This is a genomic window from Hymenobacter sp. (assembly GCF_035709525.1).
GTDB lineage: Bacteria > Bacteroidota > Bacteroidia > Cytophagales > Hymenobacteraceae > Hymenobacter.
Genome location: NZ_DASTEP010000012.1, coordinates 1 through 16028 on the forward strand (window position 1 = coordinate 1; position 16028 = coordinate 16028).

17 protein-coding genes and 1 pseudogene are annotated in these 16028 nt (G+C 64.5%); 12 read left to right on the forward strand and 6 right to left on the reverse strand.

The window, feature by feature from the left end:
* The 3 genes and pseudogenes from VFO93_RS00975 to VFO93_RS00985 all read left to right on the forward strand — a co-directional run.
* The coding region (locus VFO93_RS00975; protein ID WP_325132432.1) for a T9SS type A sorting domain-containing protein at positions 1–643 on the forward strand (643 nt) is incomplete at its 5' end.
* Positions 644–725: 82 nt separating this feature from the next.
* Positions 726–1700: pseudogene (locus VFO93_RS00980) on the forward strand (PLP-dependent cysteine synthase family protein); the annotation flags it as partial.
* 71 nt (positions 1701–1771) lie between these two features.
* The gene (locus tag VFO93_RS00985) at positions 1772–2203 is read left to right on the forward strand and encodes a response regulator (RefSeq protein WP_325132433.1); all 432 of its coding nucleotides are present in this window, start codon (positions 1772–1774) and stop codon (positions 2201–2203) included.
* Between the two features lie 160 nt (positions 2204–2363).
* On the opposite strand, the gene ade is transcribed toward VFO93_RS00985, so the two are convergent.
* Complete coding sequence (gene ade / locus VFO93_RS00990) at positions 2364–4031, reverse strand: adenine deaminase (RefSeq protein WP_325132434.1); 1668 nt, start codon at positions 4029–4031, stop codon at positions 2364–2366.
* Between the two features lie 86 nt (positions 4032–4117).
* Here ade and VFO93_RS00995 point away from each other — a divergent pair, with 86 nt between their 5' ends.
* The 3 genes from VFO93_RS00995 to cmk all read left to right on the forward strand — a co-directional run bounded on the left by VFO93_RS00995 (position 4118) and on the right by cmk (position 5587).
* Positions 4118–4276, forward strand: coding sequence for a hypothetical protein (locus tag VFO93_RS00995; protein ID WP_325132435.1), 159 nt, complete (start codon positions 4118–4120; stop codon positions 4274–4276).
* Between the two features lie 153 nt (positions 4277–4429).
* Positions 4430–4831, forward strand: coding sequence for a hypothetical protein (locus VFO93_RS01000; RefSeq protein WP_325132436.1), 402 nt, complete (start codon positions 4430–4432; stop codon positions 4829–4831).
* Between the two features lie 33 nt (positions 4832–4864).
* On the forward strand, positions 4865–5587 hold the full coding sequence (cmk, locus tag VFO93_RS01005) for a (d)CMP kinase (RefSeq protein ID WP_325132437.1): 723 nt from the start codon (positions 4865–4867) through the stop codon (positions 5585–5587).
* 218 nt (positions 5588–5805) lie between these two features.
* On the opposite strand, the gene VFO93_RS01010 is transcribed toward cmk, so the two are convergent.
* The gene (locus VFO93_RS01010; protein WP_325132438.1) at positions 5806–6798 is read right to left on the reverse strand and encodes a hypothetical protein; all 993 of its coding nucleotides are present in this window, start codon (positions 6796–6798) and stop codon (positions 5806–5808) included.
* A 12-nt stretch (positions 6799–6810) separates the two neighbouring features.
* Positions 6811–8277: an MBOAT family O-acyltransferase gene (locus VFO93_RS01015; RefSeq protein WP_325132439.1), complete on the reverse strand. Its 1467-nt coding sequence runs from the start codon at positions 8275–8277 to the stop codon at positions 6811–6813.
* A gap of 220 nt (positions 8278–8497) precedes the next feature.
* Here VFO93_RS01015 and VFO93_RS01020 point away from each other — a divergent pair, with 220 nt between their 5' ends.
* Positions 8498–9385, forward strand: a complete 888-nt coding sequence (locus VFO93_RS01020) for a 4-hydroxy-3-methylbut-2-enyl diphosphate reductase (RefSeq protein ID WP_325132440.1) — start codon at positions 8498–8500, stop codon at positions 9383–9385.
* 89 nt (positions 9386–9474) lie between these two features.
* Here the strand turns inward: VFO93_RS01020 and VFO93_RS01025 are convergent, their stop codons facing one another.
* A complete protein-coding gene (locus VFO93_RS01025) occupies positions 9475–10005 on the reverse strand; it encodes an O-acetyl-ADP-ribose deacetylase (RefSeq protein WP_325132441.1) in 531 nt (176 codons plus the stop codon).
* Positions 10006–10192: 187 nt separating this feature from the next.
* Between VFO93_RS01025 and VFO93_RS01030 the strand changes: the two genes are divergently transcribed.
* The 5 genes from VFO93_RS01030 (at position 10193) to VFO93_RS01050 (ending at position 14094) form a co-directional block, all read left to right on the forward strand.
* Entirely contained in the window at positions 10193–10513 is a 321-nt protein-coding gene (locus tag VFO93_RS01030) for a 2TM domain-containing protein (protein WP_325132442.1), read from the forward strand.
* 80 nt (positions 10514–10593) lie between these two features.
* Complete coding sequence (locus VFO93_RS01035) at positions 10594–11121, forward strand: ATP-dependent zinc protease (RefSeq protein ID WP_325132443.1); 528 nt, start codon at positions 10594–10596, stop codon at positions 11119–11121.
* Between the two features lie 121 nt (positions 11122–11242).
* Positions 11243–12169 (forward strand): 30S ribosomal protein S6--L-glutamate ligase, encoded by a 927-nt coding sequence (gene rimK, locus VFO93_RS01040; RefSeq protein ID WP_325132444.1) that lies wholly within the window; start codon positions 11243–11245, stop codon positions 12167–12169.
* Positions 12170–12310: 141 nt separating this feature from the next.
* Positions 12311–13270, forward strand: coding sequence for a succinylglutamate desuccinylase/aspartoacylase family protein (locus VFO93_RS01045; RefSeq protein ID WP_325132445.1), 960 nt, complete (start codon positions 12311–12313; stop codon positions 13268–13270).
* 110 nt (positions 13271–13380) lie between these two features.
* Complete coding sequence (locus VFO93_RS01050) at positions 13381–14094, forward strand: OmpH family outer membrane protein (RefSeq protein ID WP_325132446.1); 714 nt, start codon at positions 13381–13383, stop codon at positions 14092–14094.
* A gap of 151 nt (positions 14095–14245) precedes the next feature.
* Here the strand turns inward: VFO93_RS01050 and VFO93_RS01055 are convergent, their stop codons facing one another.
* Positions 14246–15253, reverse strand: coding sequence for a zinc-binding dehydrogenase (locus VFO93_RS01055; RefSeq protein WP_325132447.1), 1008 nt, complete (start codon positions 15251–15253; stop codon positions 14246–14248).
* Between the two features lie 105 nt (positions 15254–15358).
* Positions 15359–16028, reverse strand: a 670-nt coding sequence (locus VFO93_RS01060; RefSeq protein WP_325132448.1) for a rhomboid family intramembrane serine protease, incomplete at its 5' end; no start/stop codon positions are given.

A 16028-nucleotide genomic window follows, 5' to 3' on the forward strand; every position in this document is an offset into this window, starting at 1 on the left:
GGCCCTGAACGTGGCCTGGACCTACCGCCACCCGCCCCAGGCCACCCCCGCCCTGGCCCCGCGCCAGGTCTACGAGCTGGCCGACGGCACCCTGGCCTGGCTCGCCGCCGACGGCGTCAGCACCACGCTCGGCGGCCAGCCTACGCCCTACCTCTACCTCATTCGCGTGGGCGCGGCCGGCCAGCCGCTGGGCCAGCAGCGCGTGAGCAGCGCGGCCTGCGGCGGGCTCGTGCCCTACTCCTGGCTGCCGCTGCCCGGCGGCAGCGCCCTGGTAGCGGGGGCGGCCCGCACCTGCGCCGCCGCCCCCGGTGCCTTCCCCGCCTATCTGGCCCGCCTCGACCAGGCCACCCTGCTGGCCGCCCCGGTCGGGGCGGCCAGCAACGTAGCGGCGCAGCTCTTTCCCAACCCGGCCACGGCCGAAGCCATCTGGCAGGGGGCCGTGCCGGGGGGCACGGGCACGGCCGAGTTGGTGTTGACGGACGTGCTGGGGCGGGTGGTGCGGCGGGTGCCCGTGGCCGGGCGCGGGGCGCAGGTGGCGCAGGCGCTGGAGCTGCGCGGGCTGGCAGCGGGCACGTATGCGTGCCGCCTGCTCGTGGCCGGGCAGCCGGTGGGCGGGGTGCAAAAGCTAACGTACCTGCCCTGAGTGAACACAAGTGGGTGGGGCGGGGTAGGAGAAGGCCGTACTTTTGCGGGCGTTTTCCCAACCCCGCCCCACCCTTTTACTTATGTATTTCAACCACATCATCGAAACCCTCGGCAACACGCCGCTCGTGCGCCTCAACAAGGTAACGGAGGGTATCAAAGGTACCATACTGGCTAAGGTCGAGTACTTTAACCCCGGCAACTCGGTGAAGGACCGCATGGCCCTGCGCATGATAGAAGACGCCGAGGCGGCCGGCATCCTCCAGCCGGGCGGCACCATCATTGAGGGCACCAGCGGCAACACGGGCATGGGCCTGGCCCTCACGGCCATCGCCAAGGGCTACAAAACCATCTTCGTGATGAGCGACAAGCAAAGCAAGGAAAAGCAGGACATCCTGCGCGCCGTGGGTGCCGAGGTCGTCATTTGCCCTGTCGACGTGGCCCCCGACGACCCGCGCAGCTACTACTCGGTGGCCCGCCGCCTCAACCAGGAAACGCCCAACTCATTCTACCCCAACCAGTACGACAACCTGTCGAACACGGCCGCCCACTACGCCAGCACCGGCCCCGAAATCTGGGCCGGTACCGAGGGCAAGGTCACGCACCTGGCCTGCGGCGTGGGCACGGGCGGCACCATCTGCGGCATCAGCAAGTATCTCAAGGAGCAGCACGCGGGCGTGTTCACGCTGGGCATCGACACCTACGGCTCGGTGTTTAAGAAGTACAAGGAAACCGGTATTTTCGACGAAAACGAAATCTACCCCTACAAAACTGAGGGCATCGGCGAAGACATCCTGCCCAAAAACGTGGATTTCGACGTCATCGACCAGTTCATCAAAGTAACCGACCAGGACGGCGCGCTCATGACCCGCCGCCTGGCCCGCGAGGAAGGCCTGTTCGTGGGCTGGAGCTGCGGCTCGGCCGTGTCGGGCGCGCTCGCCTACGCCCGCGAGCACTTGAAAGAGGAGGATACGATGGTCATCGTGCTGCCCGACCACGGCACGCGCTACCTCGGCAAAATCTACAACGACGACTGGATGCGCGCCCAGGGCTGGCTCTAGCCGCGGCGGCTGCTAATGCGGCTAGTGCGTGTTATCTTCGTAGGGTAATCGAAAACGATAAAAGTTATATGGAAGTGCTGAATCATATTGTGCTGGTGGATGACAATGAGACGACGAGCTTTCTCAACAACCGCCTGCTCGGCCGCCTGGCCCTGGCCAATAAGGTGAGCACTTTCTCGCGCGCCGAAGAGGCCTGCCGCTTTCTGTGGAAAGACCTGGCAGCCACGCCCGAGCCGGCGGCCGACCTCGTGTTCGTGGACCTGAAAATGCCCGGTATGAGTGGCTTCGAGTTTTTGGAGCAGTACAGCCAATTGCCCGCGCCCGTGCAGGAGCGCACGGTAGTGGCCGTGCTCACGACCTCGATGCACGCCGCCGACACGGCCCGCGTGGCCCAGTACCCCAACGTAGAGTACCTCACCAAGCCCCTGACCGAGGAAAAGCTGCAACGCCTGCTCGCCAAGCGCTTCGACGGCAGCCCGGCCCCCGCCCCGGTGAAGTAGCTTTCTGCTGAAAATGAGAAGCCCGGCCGCCTGCTAGTCAGGCGGCCGGGCTTTTTTGGTTTTTGGCTCGTCAGGCGTGTTACCCCACCCCCGGCCCCTCCCCTCTCCCGGAGGATTCCGCGCATTAAGCGGAGAAGGGCCGGGGGTGGGGTGAACGCGGCTACACAAACTCAAACTTCTCGCCGTCGAACAAGCCCTTGTCGCTGAGCTTGAGGCTGGGAATCACCAGCAAGGCCATAAATGAGAGCGTCATAAATGGCGCTTGCAGCCCCGAGCCAAGCTGCGCTTTGGCAAAGTCGTCGAGCTGCGAATAGGCCGCCGCTACCTCTGGCCCCGGCCGGTCGCTCATAAGGCCGGCCACGGGTAGCGGCAGCACCAGCGCGGCCCCGTCGGGGCCGGCGGCGGCCAGGCCGCCTTTGGCGGCCACTACCAGGTTGATGGCGCGGGCCAGGCTGGCGTCGTCCACGCCCACGGCCGTGATGTTGTGCGAGTCGTGGCCCACGCTGCTGGCCAGCGCGCCCGCTTGCAGCCCAAAGCCCTTGATGAAGGCCACGGCAGGCGGCGCGGCGGGCGCGTAGCGGTTCAGCACCACCAGCTTGAGAATGTCCTGCGCTGGGTCAGCTGTAAAGTAGTTATTCACTACTGATAGGAATAAGCTACGGCGCGCAGTGATAAGCTGGCCATCAAAGCACTCAATAACAGGTAGTGGAAAGGCTGGATGCATAGCGCCGGCGTTTGCCGGAGCCAAAGCCACGAGTGAGCCAGGTACAACGGGCTGGGCCTGAAAATTATTGACCACCGCCACCGGTGCGGCGGGTAGCAGGCAGCCTCCATTCTCGGCCACCAGCGCGCCGTCGAGGTAGGTTTGGCGCACCGTGAAGTCGGTGAGGTTGTCGACCACGATAAAGTCGGCCGCATCGCCGAGGCGCAACTGGCCCACGGGCAGGCGGTAGTGCGCCACGGGGTTGAGGCAGGCTACTTGCAGCACCTCAAACACGCTGTAGCCCAGGGCCACGGCCCGCGCCACCAGCTGGTTGATGTGGCCCAGCAGCAGCGTATCGGGGTGCTTGTCGTCGGAGCAGAACATGAGGCGGTCGTAGTAGCGTGGCAGCAGCTCGATGAGGGCATCGAAGTTGCGCGCCGCCGAGCCCTCCCGGATGAGGATTTTCATGTCGGCCGCCAGCTTGTCGCGGGCCTCGTCGGCGGTAAAGCACTCGTGGTCGGTGCTGATGCCGGCGCTGGCGTAGCGGGCGGCCTCTTCGCCGCGCAGGCCGGGCGCGTGGCCGTCCACGGGCCGGCCGTAGCGCCCGGCCAGGGCTATCTTTTCCATCACCACCGGGTCGCGATTGAGCACGCCGGGCCAGTTCATCATTTCGGCCAGATAGCCGATTTTGGGGTTCTGAAACAGCGACTCAATGTCGGCGGCCGTAAGCTCGGCCCCAGCCGTTTCAAACGGCGTGGCCGGCACGCAGCTCGGCGCGCCAAAGCAGAATTTGAACGGCACCTGCGCGGCATTGTCGAGCATGTACTGCACGCCGGCCACACCCAGCACGTTGCCGATTTCGTGCGGGTCGCTTACCGTGGCTACTGTGCCGTGGGGCAGCGCCAGCCGCGCAAACTCGCTGGGTACCAGTAAGGAGCTTTCGACGTGCACATGAGCATCGACAAAACCTGGCAGGGCGTAGGGCAGGGCCGCGTCGGGGCCAGTAGCGCCCGCCACGGCCTCGATGGCCGCGATGCGCCCCTCGGCCACCCGCAGCGTAGCCGGGTAAATAGTACGCCCCGGAATATCGACCAGGTTGACGGAAAGCGAAAAATCAGTAGTCATGTGAAGCTGAATAAACTAACTGCCCGGCGGCCCGCGTTGGGTAACCTAGTCGCAGGTCAGTACTTTTACCGAAAAACAATCGTGCCGTGAAGCTATTCCTTAACTCCCGTTTGCTGGCCGGCGTGCTGCTGGCGGCCGTGCTTAGCACCGCCAGCGGCTGCGCCCGCCACAGCTCGCTTCAAAAGAAAACCCGCTGGTACAAGAGCCACGCCGGCAAAAGTACGCCCTGCCCCTGCGGGCACTAGGGTCTACGTTTGTCATGCTGAGCGCAGCGCAGCGGAGTCGAAGCATCTCTACCGCCTCGTTGCTAACGTTAGAAGTTAGTTCACCGATAGAGATGCTTCGACTCCGCTGTGCTGCGCTCAGCATGACGGAAAATACAAAAGTTACGCTTCCTCATGCCCAACCCCTCGCCCCAGGCCCACGCCCTCACCACCACTGCCGACGACGTGCGCCAGCAACTCAGCCTCACGGGCTACGGCGCGGAAGAAGTAGCGCACCTCAGCCGCGTTATCGACGCGCAGCGGCGCAGCCTAGCCCCGGCCGAGCGCGAGGGGTTCGTCACGGCGGTGGGCTGCTACCTGGGCGAGTGCCTGGTGCGGACCTACCAGGGCGAGTGGGCCGCCGGGCCCGATGGCAGCACGGGCGTGGGCATCGCGGGCCAGCTTTTTTTTAACCCCTTTTTTCTGGTTAAAGAACAGCTCGATAAGGGCGCTGCGGCGTCGGTAGCGGCTTTTTTCGCGTCGGTGCCGTGGCGGCTGGCCGAGCGCTTGGGCGCGCAAAAGCTCAAAATTTCGTAATCTTGCGGGGCCAATGGCCAATCCCGCGCGTTTATGAAGAACCTCGTTATTGCCATTGACGGCTACTCCTCGTGTGGCAAAAGCACTACGGCTAAGGCCGTTGCCGCCGCCCTCCACTACGCCTACCTCGATACCGGGGCCATGTACCGGGGCGTCACGCTGTATTTGCTCGAACAGGGCATTGCGTTTGATGATATGGAGCGCATCGAGCGGGCCTTGCACGACGACATCCACATCAGCTTCAAGCGCAACCGCCGCACCGGCCGCAACGAGCTGTGCTTAAATGACCACATTCGGGAGGATGATATTCGCCAGATGCGGATTTCTAATTCCGTAAGCGAAGTATCGGTAATTGCACAGGTGCGGCACGCCATGGTGGCCCAGCAGCAGCGCATGGGCCGCAAGCGCGGTGTGGTGATGGATGGCCGCGACATCGGCACCACCGTCTTCCCCGACGCCGAGGTGAAGATTTTCATGACCGCCGAGGTTGAAATCCGCGCCCTGCGCCGCCAGGAAGAGCTCGCCGCCAAAGGCGAGCACGTATCGCTCGACGACATCATCGAAAACCTGCGCAAGCGCGACCACATCGACTCGACCCGCGCCGAAAGCCCCCTACGCCGCGCCGCCGACGCCGTGCTACTCGATACTACCCACATCACCATCACCGAGCAGGTCGATTTTGTGCTGGATAAGGTATCGTCGGCCCTGTTCGCTGCCTACGCCCACAAGGTAAACGAGCGCATCAGCAACGACTAGCAAACCCAAGTTGCAGGCTAGCCCCAGCGGGGCGACCCGTCGATAGTTGGCCACTCCGTCAACTTGCTAAAAGCCCCAGCGGGGCGACCCCTTCGACGGATTGGGTCGCCCCGCTGGGGCTTTGCCGACTAGTATACCCCTAACTACTACCGACGGGTCGCCCCGCTGGGGCTAGCCTGCAACTTGGGTTTGCCAGCCTCCGCGTCCGTGGTAAAAAGCTATCGGCTCAGCCGCGCAATGTCCGCCGCCAGCCGCTGGCTGAACTGTGCGGCCGCCTGGCGCGTGATATGGTTGCCGTCGTTGGTAGGGTAGGGCTGGTCGAGGTAGTTGAGGTAGGGCACGTGCGAAATCTCTGTGGCGGCGCTGTGCATTCTGTTATCGAAACCAGGAATAAACTGCTTTTCCAGCGCAGCCATTTCCGGCCCCGTAGGCAGCCGCACCAGCACGACCCGGCCATGCTCTTGCAGAAACCGGATGGTTTCCAGTAAGCTGTAATAGCGGTCTTCAGAAAATGCGCTGCTGGTCGCCAGCTTGCGGTACGTGGCCAGCTTTTCGGCGGTGCGGCGGCGCAGCAATGCCGTGTCAGCGCTGGGCGGTGGCAGGGCTATTTCGAGCCAGCCATCGGGGTGCAGGCGCTCGACTACGTGGGCCGTGTCGGCGTTCAAAAGCAGTTGATAAAAAGGCTTGTGTAGATAATGAGCCAGGTAATCCAGGTTAGGGTTTTGGCTGACATTAGCCAATTGGCTTACCATTGACTTGGCCTCGGGAAAAAGTATTGGTCCTTTGTCGCCCGCAAGCCGCTGCAAAGTCCCCGCTTTTGAAAAAAAAGGATATTTCCCGCGCTTCACATCCTTAGGCAGCGCCAGCGACCACGGGTCCACGGCCAGGATAAACAGCCCGTTTTTAGTGCCCGGTGCCAGCTTGCGCTGAATGCTGCTGAGGTAGCCCGGCCCATAGGGCGACTCGGCCAGCGTGAAGGCGTAATTCAGCCACGGCCCCTCGTAGCCACTTAGCTGCGCGGCCAACACACTAGGCTTTATGCCCTGCGCTGCCCGCGACGTGCCCAGCACCAGCGAGCCCGCCGGCGGGCTGGCAAAGCGGGCGTAAAACGCATCGACGTAGCCGCGCCGCAGCCCCGCCCAGATGCCCAGGCCGCCCAGCAGCGCCACCGTGCCGAGCAGCAGCGCAAGGCGCAACAGCAGTTTTTGCATGGCCAAAGCAGTTTAAAATTGGAAGTAAATAAACTGGCTGCTGCCGAAAATACCGCCATACAGCATAGCCAGCAGCAGCCCCAGGTAGCCCGCCCAGCGCAGCGGCGCGGGCCAGCGCGCCAGCCACGCCGCCACCGGGCCGCGCTCGGCGCGGTAGTCGGCGGCGGCGAGCAGCGCTACCGCGCCGCCCGCTACCAGCAACTCGGCCACGAAGTGCCGACCCAGCCCGGCCAGCAGCTTTTGCAGCTGCGGCAGGTGCAGGTGGCCCCAGCCCCGGAACAGGTGCGTGCTGATGTAAAAAGCATCGGGCAGCGAATTGGCCCGGAAAAACAGCCAGGCGTAGGCCACCAACGCCACCGTGGCGGCCGTGGCCAGCGCCCGGTGCAGGCGCGGCCGGGCGGCCAGGCCGGTGGTCTGCGCCAGCCGGGCGCGCAGCGGGGCCGACCAGTTTTCCACTACCAGGTAGAAGCCGTGCAGCGCGCCCCACACCACGAAAGTCCAGCTGGCGCCGTGCCAGAGGCCGCTTAGTAGGAATACAATCAGTACGTTGCCGTAGTTGCGGGTGGGGCTGCGGCGGCTGCCGCCCAGCGGGATGTACACGTAGTCGCGAAACCAATTGGAGAGCGACATGTGCCAGCGCCGCCAGAAATCGCCCACCGAGGTAGCGAGGTAGGGCTGCCGAAAATTGAGCACCAGCCGGTAGCCCAGTACCCGCGCCGCGCCCCGCGCCAAATCGGTGTAGCCCGAAAAATCGGCGTAAATCTGTCCCGTAAACGCGGCTATCGCCAGCACCAGCGCCAGGCTGTCGAACTGCCGGGGGTGGTCGAAAACGGGATTGGCGAGCAGCGCCAGCCGGTCGGCAATCACTACCTTCTTGAACATGCCCCAGGCCATGAGCCGCAGCCCACTGGCCACGTTGTCGTAGTCGAATTCGTGGGTTTGGCGCAGCTGCGGCAGCATCTGGCCGCCGCGCTCGATGGGGCCGGCCACCAGCTGCGGCCAGAACGCCACGAACAGCGCGAAGCGGCCCAGATTGGGCTCGGCTTCCAGCTTGCCTTGGTACACATCCACGATGTAGGCCACCGACTGAAACGTGTAGAACGACACGCCCACCGGCAGCACCAGCTCCAGCGCGGGCACGGCGTAGGGCAGGTGCAGGGCCGTGGCCAGCGCGCCCGCCGTATCGCGGAAGAAGTTGAAATACTTGAAAACGAACAGCGTGCCCAGGTTGCTGGCCAGGCTGAGGTAGAGCCAGGGCCGCCGCTGCGCCTGGGTGGCGAGGCGGCTCATCCGCACGCCGCTGTAGTAGTCTAACAGCGTAGTAGCCAGCAGTAAAAGCGTGTACTCGGGCCGCCAGCTAAAGTAGAAGTAGTAGCTGCTAGCCAGCAGCAGCGGGGCGCGCCAGCGCGCCGGCAGGGCGTAGTAGAGCCCCACCATGAGGGGGAAGAAGACGAGGAAATGGAGCGAGTTGAACAGCATAAGCCGGGCGCGGGCCGGCAAAGGTCGGTAGCATGTAGCGTAAGCTTTAGCTTGCGAGCGAGCACAGCGAGCAGCCGCGCTTGCCAACGTTCGCTTACGCCCTGCTCGCTACGCTCGCTCGCAAGCGAAAGCTTACGCTACACCAGCCCAGGCTTGCGCTATATTCCCGTACCTTTGCCTTTTCGAACCCCGCAATTCGCCGGGCTGTTATCTAGCTACTATGCAGGTTACCATCGATAAAAATTCCGGCTATTGCTTTGGGGTCGAATTTGCCATTCAGATGGCCGAAGATGAATTGAATAGCGGAGCCGAAACCCTGTATTGCCTCGGCGACATCGTGCACAACCGCATGGAGGTAGAGCGCCTCAACAAGCAGGGACTGCGCGTGATAGACCGCGAGCAGCTTGGCACGCTGCACGACTGCAAGGTGCTCATCCGGGCGCACGGCGAGCCGCCCGAAACCTACCAGCTGGCCTTGCAAAACAACCTGGAGCTAATCGACGCCAGCTGCCCCGTAGTCCTAAAGCTCCAAAACCGGGTGAAGCACGCCTTCGACGCCACCACCCGTGACAACGGCCAGATTATTATCTACGGCCAGCCCGGCCACGCCGAGGTTATCGGCCTCACCGGCCAGACGCGCAACCAGGCGCTCATCGTGATGCACGAGGCCGACCTTGACCAAATCGACTTCACGCGCCCCGTCACGCTCTTCAGCCAGACCACCAAAAGCACGGCCGGCTTCTACAAGATGAAGGCCCTCATCGAAGCCCGCATCGCGGCGGCTGGCGGCGCGCTCGAAAGCTTCGATGCCAACGACAGCATCTGCCGGCAGGTGAGCAACCGCGAGCCCCAGCTCGCCCGCTTTGCCCAGGAGCACGACGTGGTTTTGTTTGTAAGCGGGCGCAAAAGCTCGAACGGCAAGGCGCTGTTTACGGTAGTGAACGCCGTGAACCCGCGCAGCTATTTCATTGAAAATGAAAACGAGCTGCAAGACGAGTGGCTGCTTGGGGCCAATTCGGTCGGCATCTGTGGGGCTACCAGCACGCCGCTTTGGCTGATGCGCCAGGTGCAGGACCGAGTAGAAGAGCTGGGCGTGGCTGTAGCGTAAGCTTTAGCTTGCGAGCGAGCGCAGCGAGCAGGGCGTAAGCGAACGGCTTCTGACGCAGATGCTCGCTGCGCTCGCTCGCAAGCTAAAGCTTACGGTACATGCTGCTCGTACAGCTGCTTGCTCTCTTCATCAAACGCTACCAGCACTACTTCGCGCGGCCACTCGTGCGCTGCCAGCCACTGCCGCACCTCGCGCACGGCCACGGCCGCCGCTTCGGCCTTGGGGTAGCCGTAGATGCCGGTGCTGATGCCGGGGAAAGCCACCGACTCCAATTGATTTTCGAGCGCCAGCTGCCAGCTGCTGCGGTAGCAGCTGGCCAGCTTGTCGGGCTCGCCTTTGTGGCCGCCGTTCCAGTGCGGGCCTACGGTGTGGATGACGTGGGCCGCCGGTAGCCGCCCGCCGCTCGTGATGACGGCCTGGCCCACCTTGCAGCCGCCCTGCCGCGCCCGTATTTGCTGGCACTCGGCCAGAATCTGCGGCCCGCCGGCCCGGTGAATGGCCCCATCCACGCCCCCGCCTCCGAGCAGCGACGAGTTGGCGGCGTTGACGATAGCCGTGGTAGCGAGCTTGGTAATGTCGCCCTGCACGATGCGCAGGCGGGAGATAGGAGCGTCGGACATAAGGCAAGATACTACCTGTCATTGCTTCGCTGCGCTCGCAATGACAGAAGATTTTTACGGCACTTCGGGCCGCGTTTCAAACGCTTCGGCAGGCTGGTACGACGCTTCGGCAAGGGCAAATTGCGAAGGGGTAGGGCAAAATTCTACATTTGATTATCGCTTCCAACCACCCCTAACCGCCCACGCCATGCAGCCCCTCCGCCCCACCACCGCCGCTTCCTTCGATGCTCCCCGCGACCAGCGCCTGTGGCAGATTGCCCGCGCCCGCACCAAGTTTCAGGGGCACCTCGTCGTGTATTTGCTCGTCAATGCCGGCCTGTGGGCGCTGTGGGCCCTCACCGAGCAGCCTCATTATCACCGCGCCGACTTCTTGCCCTGGCCCATCTGGTCGACGGTGTTCTGGGGCATCGGGCTGGTATCGCAGGGGCTGGCGGCCTACAGCCGGCTCAACTGCGGCGAGCGCACCCAGCGCGAATACGAGCGCCTCTTGCGCCAGCAGGCGCAGTAGTAGCCCCGCCCCGCACTACCTTTAAGCCCCGCCCCGCGCGGGGCTTTTTTTGCGTCCTACCCGGCCTGCTTTCCCTGCCTATGCTTTCTGGCTCGAAAAAGAAACGCCCGCCCAAGCGCCTGCTCGGCCGCCGCGAGCTCATCGACCTGCCCGCGCTGGCTTTGCGTGGCGTCGAGGCCAAGGTCGATACCGGGGCTTACACCAGCGCCATCCACTGCGATGAGGTGCGCCTCGTGCCCGACCCCGCCACCGGGCAGCCCGTGCTGCACGTGCGCCTGCTCGACCCCGGCCACCCCGCCACCGACGGCCGCCCGCTGGCCTTCCGCGAGTTCGACCGGCGCGACATCCGCTCCTCCAACGGCGAGGTGCAGGCCCGCTTCGTCATCAGCACCACCGTGCGGCTCTACGGGCGCGACTACCCCACCGAGTTTTCGCTCGCCGACCGCTCCGACCTGCGCTACCCCGTGCTGCTGGGCCGGGCGCTGCTGCGGCAGGGCCGCTTCATGGTCGATGTGGCCCGCCGCGATTTGTCGTATAAGGCTGAGCGCCGGGCCGCTGCGCCGCCACCACCCATGCCGCCCGGCCCCGATGGGCCGGCTGTGCCGTAGCTTGGCACTCGCAAACGCAGCGTTTCAATAGCAAAAAATAGCGATTCAGCAGAAGTAAACAGGCCGCTGGGCCGGGGTAGTATCACTGTTTTTAAATTTAGTTAGTGCCGGTATAAACGTTATGAACCTGGCTATTCTTTCGCGGGAACCCAAATCGTACTCGACCCAACGGCTGGTGGTGGCGGCGCAGGCGCGCGGCCACGACGCCCAGGTTATCGACCATTTGCAGTGCAGCCTGGTGCTGGAGCGCGGGCAGCCCGATATTATTTACCAGGGCCGGCCGCTGGCCCGGCCCGATGCCATTATTCCGCGCATCGGGGCGTCGGTTACGTTCTACGGCACGGCCGTGGTGCGGCAGTTTGAGATGATGAAAGTGCGGACGGCCGTGGACAGCCAGGCCATCGTGCGCTCGCGCGATAAGCTCCGCTCGACCCAAATCCTGAGCCGCGCCGGCGTGGGGATGCCCAAAACGGCCTTCGCCAACTTCACCGATGACGTGCCCGCGCTCATCGAGCACGTGGGCGGTGCGCCAGTGATTATCAAGCTCTTGGAAGGCACGCAAGGCCTGGGCGTGGTGCTAGCCGAAAGCGCCAAGGCCGCCCAGTCCGTCATCGAGGCCTTCCACAACCTCAAGGCCCGCATCCTGGTGCAAGAGTTCATCGCCGAGGCTAAAGGGGCCGACGTGCGCGCCTTCGTGGTAAACGGCGAGGTGGTGGGCGCCATGCGCCGGCAGGGCAAAGAGGGCGAGTTTCGCTCGAACCTGCACCGCGGCGGCGTGGGCAAGCTCGTGAAGCTGAGCCGGGCCGAAAAAGCCGCCGCCCTGCTGGCTACCAAGGCCCTGGGCCTGGGCGTGGCGGGCGTGGACATGTTGCAAAGCCAGCGCGGCCCGCTGGTGCTCGAAGTCAACTCGTCGCCCGGCCTTGAAGGCATCGAGAAAGCCACCGGCCTCGACATCGCCGGGCAGATTATCGACTACACTGCCGCCCTGGCCGAGCGCAAGCGCAAAGCCAAGCCCAAGAAATCGGCCCCCGACTCGGCCGCTGATTAGGCTATGTAGGGTAAGCTTTAGCTTGCCTTTTGAATCGGGCTACCATCCTTTCGAAAGGCAAGCTAAAGCTTACCCTACACCGAAAGCCCCGCAGTTGGCCGGATTCTTGACGCGCTGGTGCTTCTGCCCCAGCCTCCGCCTATGCCCACCGACGACGTATTATACCTCAACGACTTAGCCATAAAGCCCGGCGAGCGCGTGCTCACGCGGCTCGTCATTTCGAAGCTGCCCTCGGGCACGGTTATCGACGTGCCGGTCCACGTTATCCGGTCGCTGGAGCCCGGCCCGGTGCTGCTGCTGATGGCCGGGATGCACGGCGACGAGGTCAACGGCATCGAAACCATTCGGCGGATGCTGCGGCGCAACCTGCTCCAGCCCACGCGGGGCACCATCATCGCCATTCCGATTCTTAACATCTATGGCTTTCTGAACTTTAGCCGCGAGGTGCCCGACGGCAAGGACGTGAACCGCTCCTTCCCTGGCCACCCGCGCGGCTCGCTGGCCAGCCGCGTGGCCCACCGCTTCATGCGCGAAATAATGCCGCTCGTGGATGTGGGCATCGACTTCCACACCGGCGGCGCGGCCCGTGCCAACTACCCGCAGCTGCGCGCCGTGCTGGGCGAAGACGAGACAACCGACGCGCTGGCCGCCGCCTTTGCCGCGCCCTTCACGCTGCACGCGCGACTGCGCGCGGGCTCGCTGCGCGCCACCGCCCACGCGCTCGGCAAGCCCATTATCGTGTACGAAACCGGCGAAAGCCTGCGCCTCGACGAGCCCGGCATCGAAGAAGCCATCGCGGGCACGTTGCGGGTGCTGCACCACTTGAATATGAGCGCCGCGCCCGGCCCGGTGCCGGCCCGGCCCAGCATTGTGTGCCAGCGCCACCGCTGGCTGCGGGCGCGCTACGCCGGCCTGTTTCGGGCGATGGTGAAACTGGGCGACTACGTTGAGAAAGGCCAAGTATACGGCTCGGTGGCCGACCCTTATGGTGCGCAGTCGGTGCGGCTCGAAGCGCCGCTCAGTGGCTACGTTATCGGCTTCAACCACATGCCCGTGGTGAACCAGGGCGACGCACTGCTGCACCTGGCCGTGCCAGTGTAGCGTAAGCTTTAGCTTGCGTGGCGTCAGGTTGGCCTACGTGAGCTGGTATCAGTCCGGCCAAGCCTAACGCAACGCAAGCTAAAGCTTACGCTACAACTACCTTTGCTACCATGAAAAATCCTGCCCAACTAGCTTTTAATGCGGTGCTGCTCGTGGCGGTGGCCGTGCTGTATTTTCTGCATTTCAGCCAGCGCCCGGCGGCCACTGCGGCTGCCCCGGCCGTAGCCACTACCGAGGCCCCCGCCGCTGCCGAAGCCACTACCGACACCACGGCCGCCGAGGCTACGCCCGCCGCTGAGGAAACCCCGGCCGCCACGCCCGCGCCGGCTGCCGTAGCCGCCGCGCCTGCCGGCCCGGCCCCCGCCGCCGGGGCCATCGTGTACGTCGAGTCGGGCAAGCTGCTCGATGGCTACCAGGGCATGAAGGACGCCCGCCGCGCCTTCGAGGTGAAGGCCAAAGGCTGGGAGCGCCAAAACCAGTCGCTGGTGAGCGGCTTCCGCACTGCCGTGGAGCAATACCAGAAAACCGCCGCCTCGCTCACCGCCGAGCAGCGCGCCGCCGCCGAGCAGAAGCTGCAAGCCCAGCAGCAGCAGGGTGCCGTAGAGCAGCAAAAAATTCAGCAGCAGGCCCAGGAGGCCGAAGCCAAGCTGACCCAGACCGTGCTCGAAAGCGTGAACAAAAAGGTAGAAGCCTACGGCAAAACCCACGGCTACAAGATGATACTCATCGCCGCGCCCAGCGGCACCATCGCCTACGGCGAGAAAAACCTGGACATCACCACGCCCGTGCTGGCGTACCTGAACGCGACGTACCGCAAAAAGTAAACGGCGTTGGTTTTGACGCAGAAAGCGCCCGCAACGTGAGTTGCGGGCGCTTTCTGCGTTGAGGTCTGTAGCGCGAACTTTGTAGTTCGCGTGCGCGAGCGGGCAGCCGGACGGCCCAGACGCACGCGAACTACAAAGTTCGCGCTACTAGCTACGCGATATCCAGCACCACCTTGCCCAATTGCTGCCCGGCGGCCAGGTAGCGCAGCGCGGCCTCGCCCTCGGCCAGCGGAAAATGCTTGTCCACCACGGGCACTATTTGGTGCTTATTAACCAGCGCCAGCATGGCGTCGAAATCCTGCAAGCTGCCCATCGAAGAACCCAGGATGCTGAGCTGCTTCCAGAAGACCTTGCCGGGCGTGAGGGACGTGATGGGCCCCTGCGTGCCGCCGTAGAACACGATGCGGCCACCCGGCGCGGCGGCATCGACCAGCGCCTCGAAGCCCGGCCCGGCCGCGCTGTCGATGATAACGTCGAACCCGCCGCCGGCGCGCTTGGTAAGGTCTTTCACCCAGCCTTCGGCTTTGTAATTGGCCCCGCCGCGCAGGCCGATGGGCAGCGCGAGCGCCCGCGCCAGCTTGTCATCGTCGCCCGACGTAACCCACACCTCGGCCCCCGCCGCCGCGCAAAACTGCGCCGCCGTGAGCGCCACCCCGCCCCCGATACCCGAGATGAGCACCCGCTCGCCGGCTTGCAGCTGCGCCCGGCTGAAGGCCGCCCGGTAGGCCGTGAGGCCCGCCAGCGGCAGGGCCGCCGCCTGCGCCCAGTCGAGGTGCGCGGGCTTGGGCCGCAGGTAGTCGGCCGGCGTGGTGTGGTACTCGGCAAACGTGCCAGGGTCAGGCATGCCGAGCACCCGGAAATCGCGGCCCTGGGCTACCTGGCCTTCGCCCCAGGCCACGCCGGGGTAAATAATAACCGCTTGGCCAATAGCTATATCGCGCGCGCCTTCACCCAGCGCGGCTACTTCGCCGCTGCCATCGGCCCCGAGGGTGCAGGGCAGCTTGATGCCCGCGTACTGGCCCTTCTGAATCCAGACGTCGCGGTGGTTGAGGGCGGCGGCGCGGAGCTTCACCAGCACCTCGCCGGCGGCAGGAGTGGGGGTGGGGATGTCGCGCACTGCGGCGGGCTGGTTTGTGGCGTCTAGCTGGAGGGCGAGCATGAGGTTTTCAGGGAGGGTAAGAGGTGGAAAAAGTCGTTTGTCCTTGCTTCGCTCGCAAGGACAGGCATGTTATGGCAACAGACAAGCGGTGCAATTGATAGCGGCTTATACTTCCCGCTTCATCGTAAAAACCGCCAGCGGCCCGGCTACTAGCAGCCCCATCAGCAGGCCGCCGACGTGGGCAATGTTGTCGATATTGCCCGTGAGGCCAGAAATCAAATTGCTCAACACCAAATAAATGACCAGCCCCAGCATGGCGCGGCGGTCCGACTTGTCGAGCACCATTTTCTTGCTTAGCAGCAGCACCAGCATAAAGCCGTAGAGCCCAAAAATGGCCCCACTCGCGCCCGTCGAGTTGATGCCGCTGGCGTGGTACCACACCGTGGCCGCGCTGGCCGCGATGCCGCTGGCCAGGTACACAGCCAGCAGCCGCCAGGCCCCCACGCGCTGCTCCAGCATCAAGCCCAGCAGCCACAGGCTGAACATATTAAGCGCCAAGTGCATGGCCCCGCCGTGCACGAACAAGCTCGTAACCAGCCGCCACGGCTCGCCGTGCAGCGTGCGGGTGCTTACGTTGGAGCCCCACTGGGCGAGCTCGTGGCCGGTGGGCGTGGTGGGCGACACGCCGCTGAGCACCATTGCCAGCCAGACGAGCACCGTGAGGTCGATGAGTAGCGGCACCGCCACGTAGGGCGGGCTGGGCCAAAACAGGCCTTTGCCGAGCTGCCGCAGCAGCTGGCCCCAGGTTTCGGCGGGGGCCTCGGGTGGGGTGGCG

Coding starts and splice junctions, on each gene's coding strand:
- VFO93_RS01000 (WP_325132436.1), top strand. CDS start 4,430: ATGCCCAACCCCTCGCCCCAGGCCCACGCCCTCACCACCACTGCCGAC.
- VFO93_RS01015 (WP_325132439.1), bottom strand. CDS start 8,277: ATGCTGTTCAACTCGCTCCATTTCCTCGTCTTCTTCCCCCTCATGGTG.
- VFO93_RS00985 (WP_325132433.1), top strand. CDS start 1,772: ATGGAAGTGCTGAATCATATTGTGCTGGTGGATGACAATGAGACGACG.
- rimK (WP_325132444.1), top strand. CDS start 11,243: ATGAACCTGGCTATTCTTTCGCGGGAACCCAAATCGTACTCGACCCAA.
- VFO93_RS01050 (WP_325132446.1), top strand. CDS start 13,381: ATGAAAAATCCTGCCCAACTAGCTTTTAATGCGGTGCTGCTCGTGGCG.
- VFO93_RS01030 (WP_325132442.1), top strand. CDS start 10,193: ATGCAGCCCCTCCGCCCCACCACCGCCGCTTCCTTCGATGCTCCCCGC.
- VFO93_RS01025 (WP_325132441.1), bottom strand. CDS start 10,005: ATGTCCGACGCTCCTATCTCCCGCCTGCGCATCGTGCAGGGCGACATT.
- VFO93_RS01045 (WP_325132445.1), top strand. CDS start 12,311: ATGCCCACCGACGACGTATTATACCTCAACGACTTAGCCATAAAGCCC.
- VFO93_RS01010 (WP_325132438.1), bottom strand. CDS start 6,798: ATGCAAAAACTGCTGTTGCGCCTTGCGCTGCTGCTCGGCACGGTGGCG.
- VFO93_RS01020 (WP_325132440.1), top strand. CDS start 8,498: ATGCAGGTTACCATCGATAAAAATTCCGGCTATTGCTTTGGGGTCGAA.
- cmk (WP_325132437.1), top strand. CDS start 4,865: ATGAAGAACCTCGTTATTGCCATTGACGGCTACTCCTCGTGTGGCAAA.
- VFO93_RS01055 (WP_325132447.1), bottom strand. CDS start 15,253: ATGCTCGCCCTCCAGCTAGACGCCACAAACCAGCCCGCCGCAGTGCGC.
- VFO93_RS01035 (WP_325132443.1), top strand. CDS start 10,594: ATGCTTTCTGGCTCGAAAAAGAAACGCCCGCCCAAGCGCCTGCTCGGC.
- ade (WP_325132434.1), bottom strand. CDS start 4,031: ATGACTACTGATTTTTCGCTTTCCGTCAACCTGGTCGATATTCCGGGG.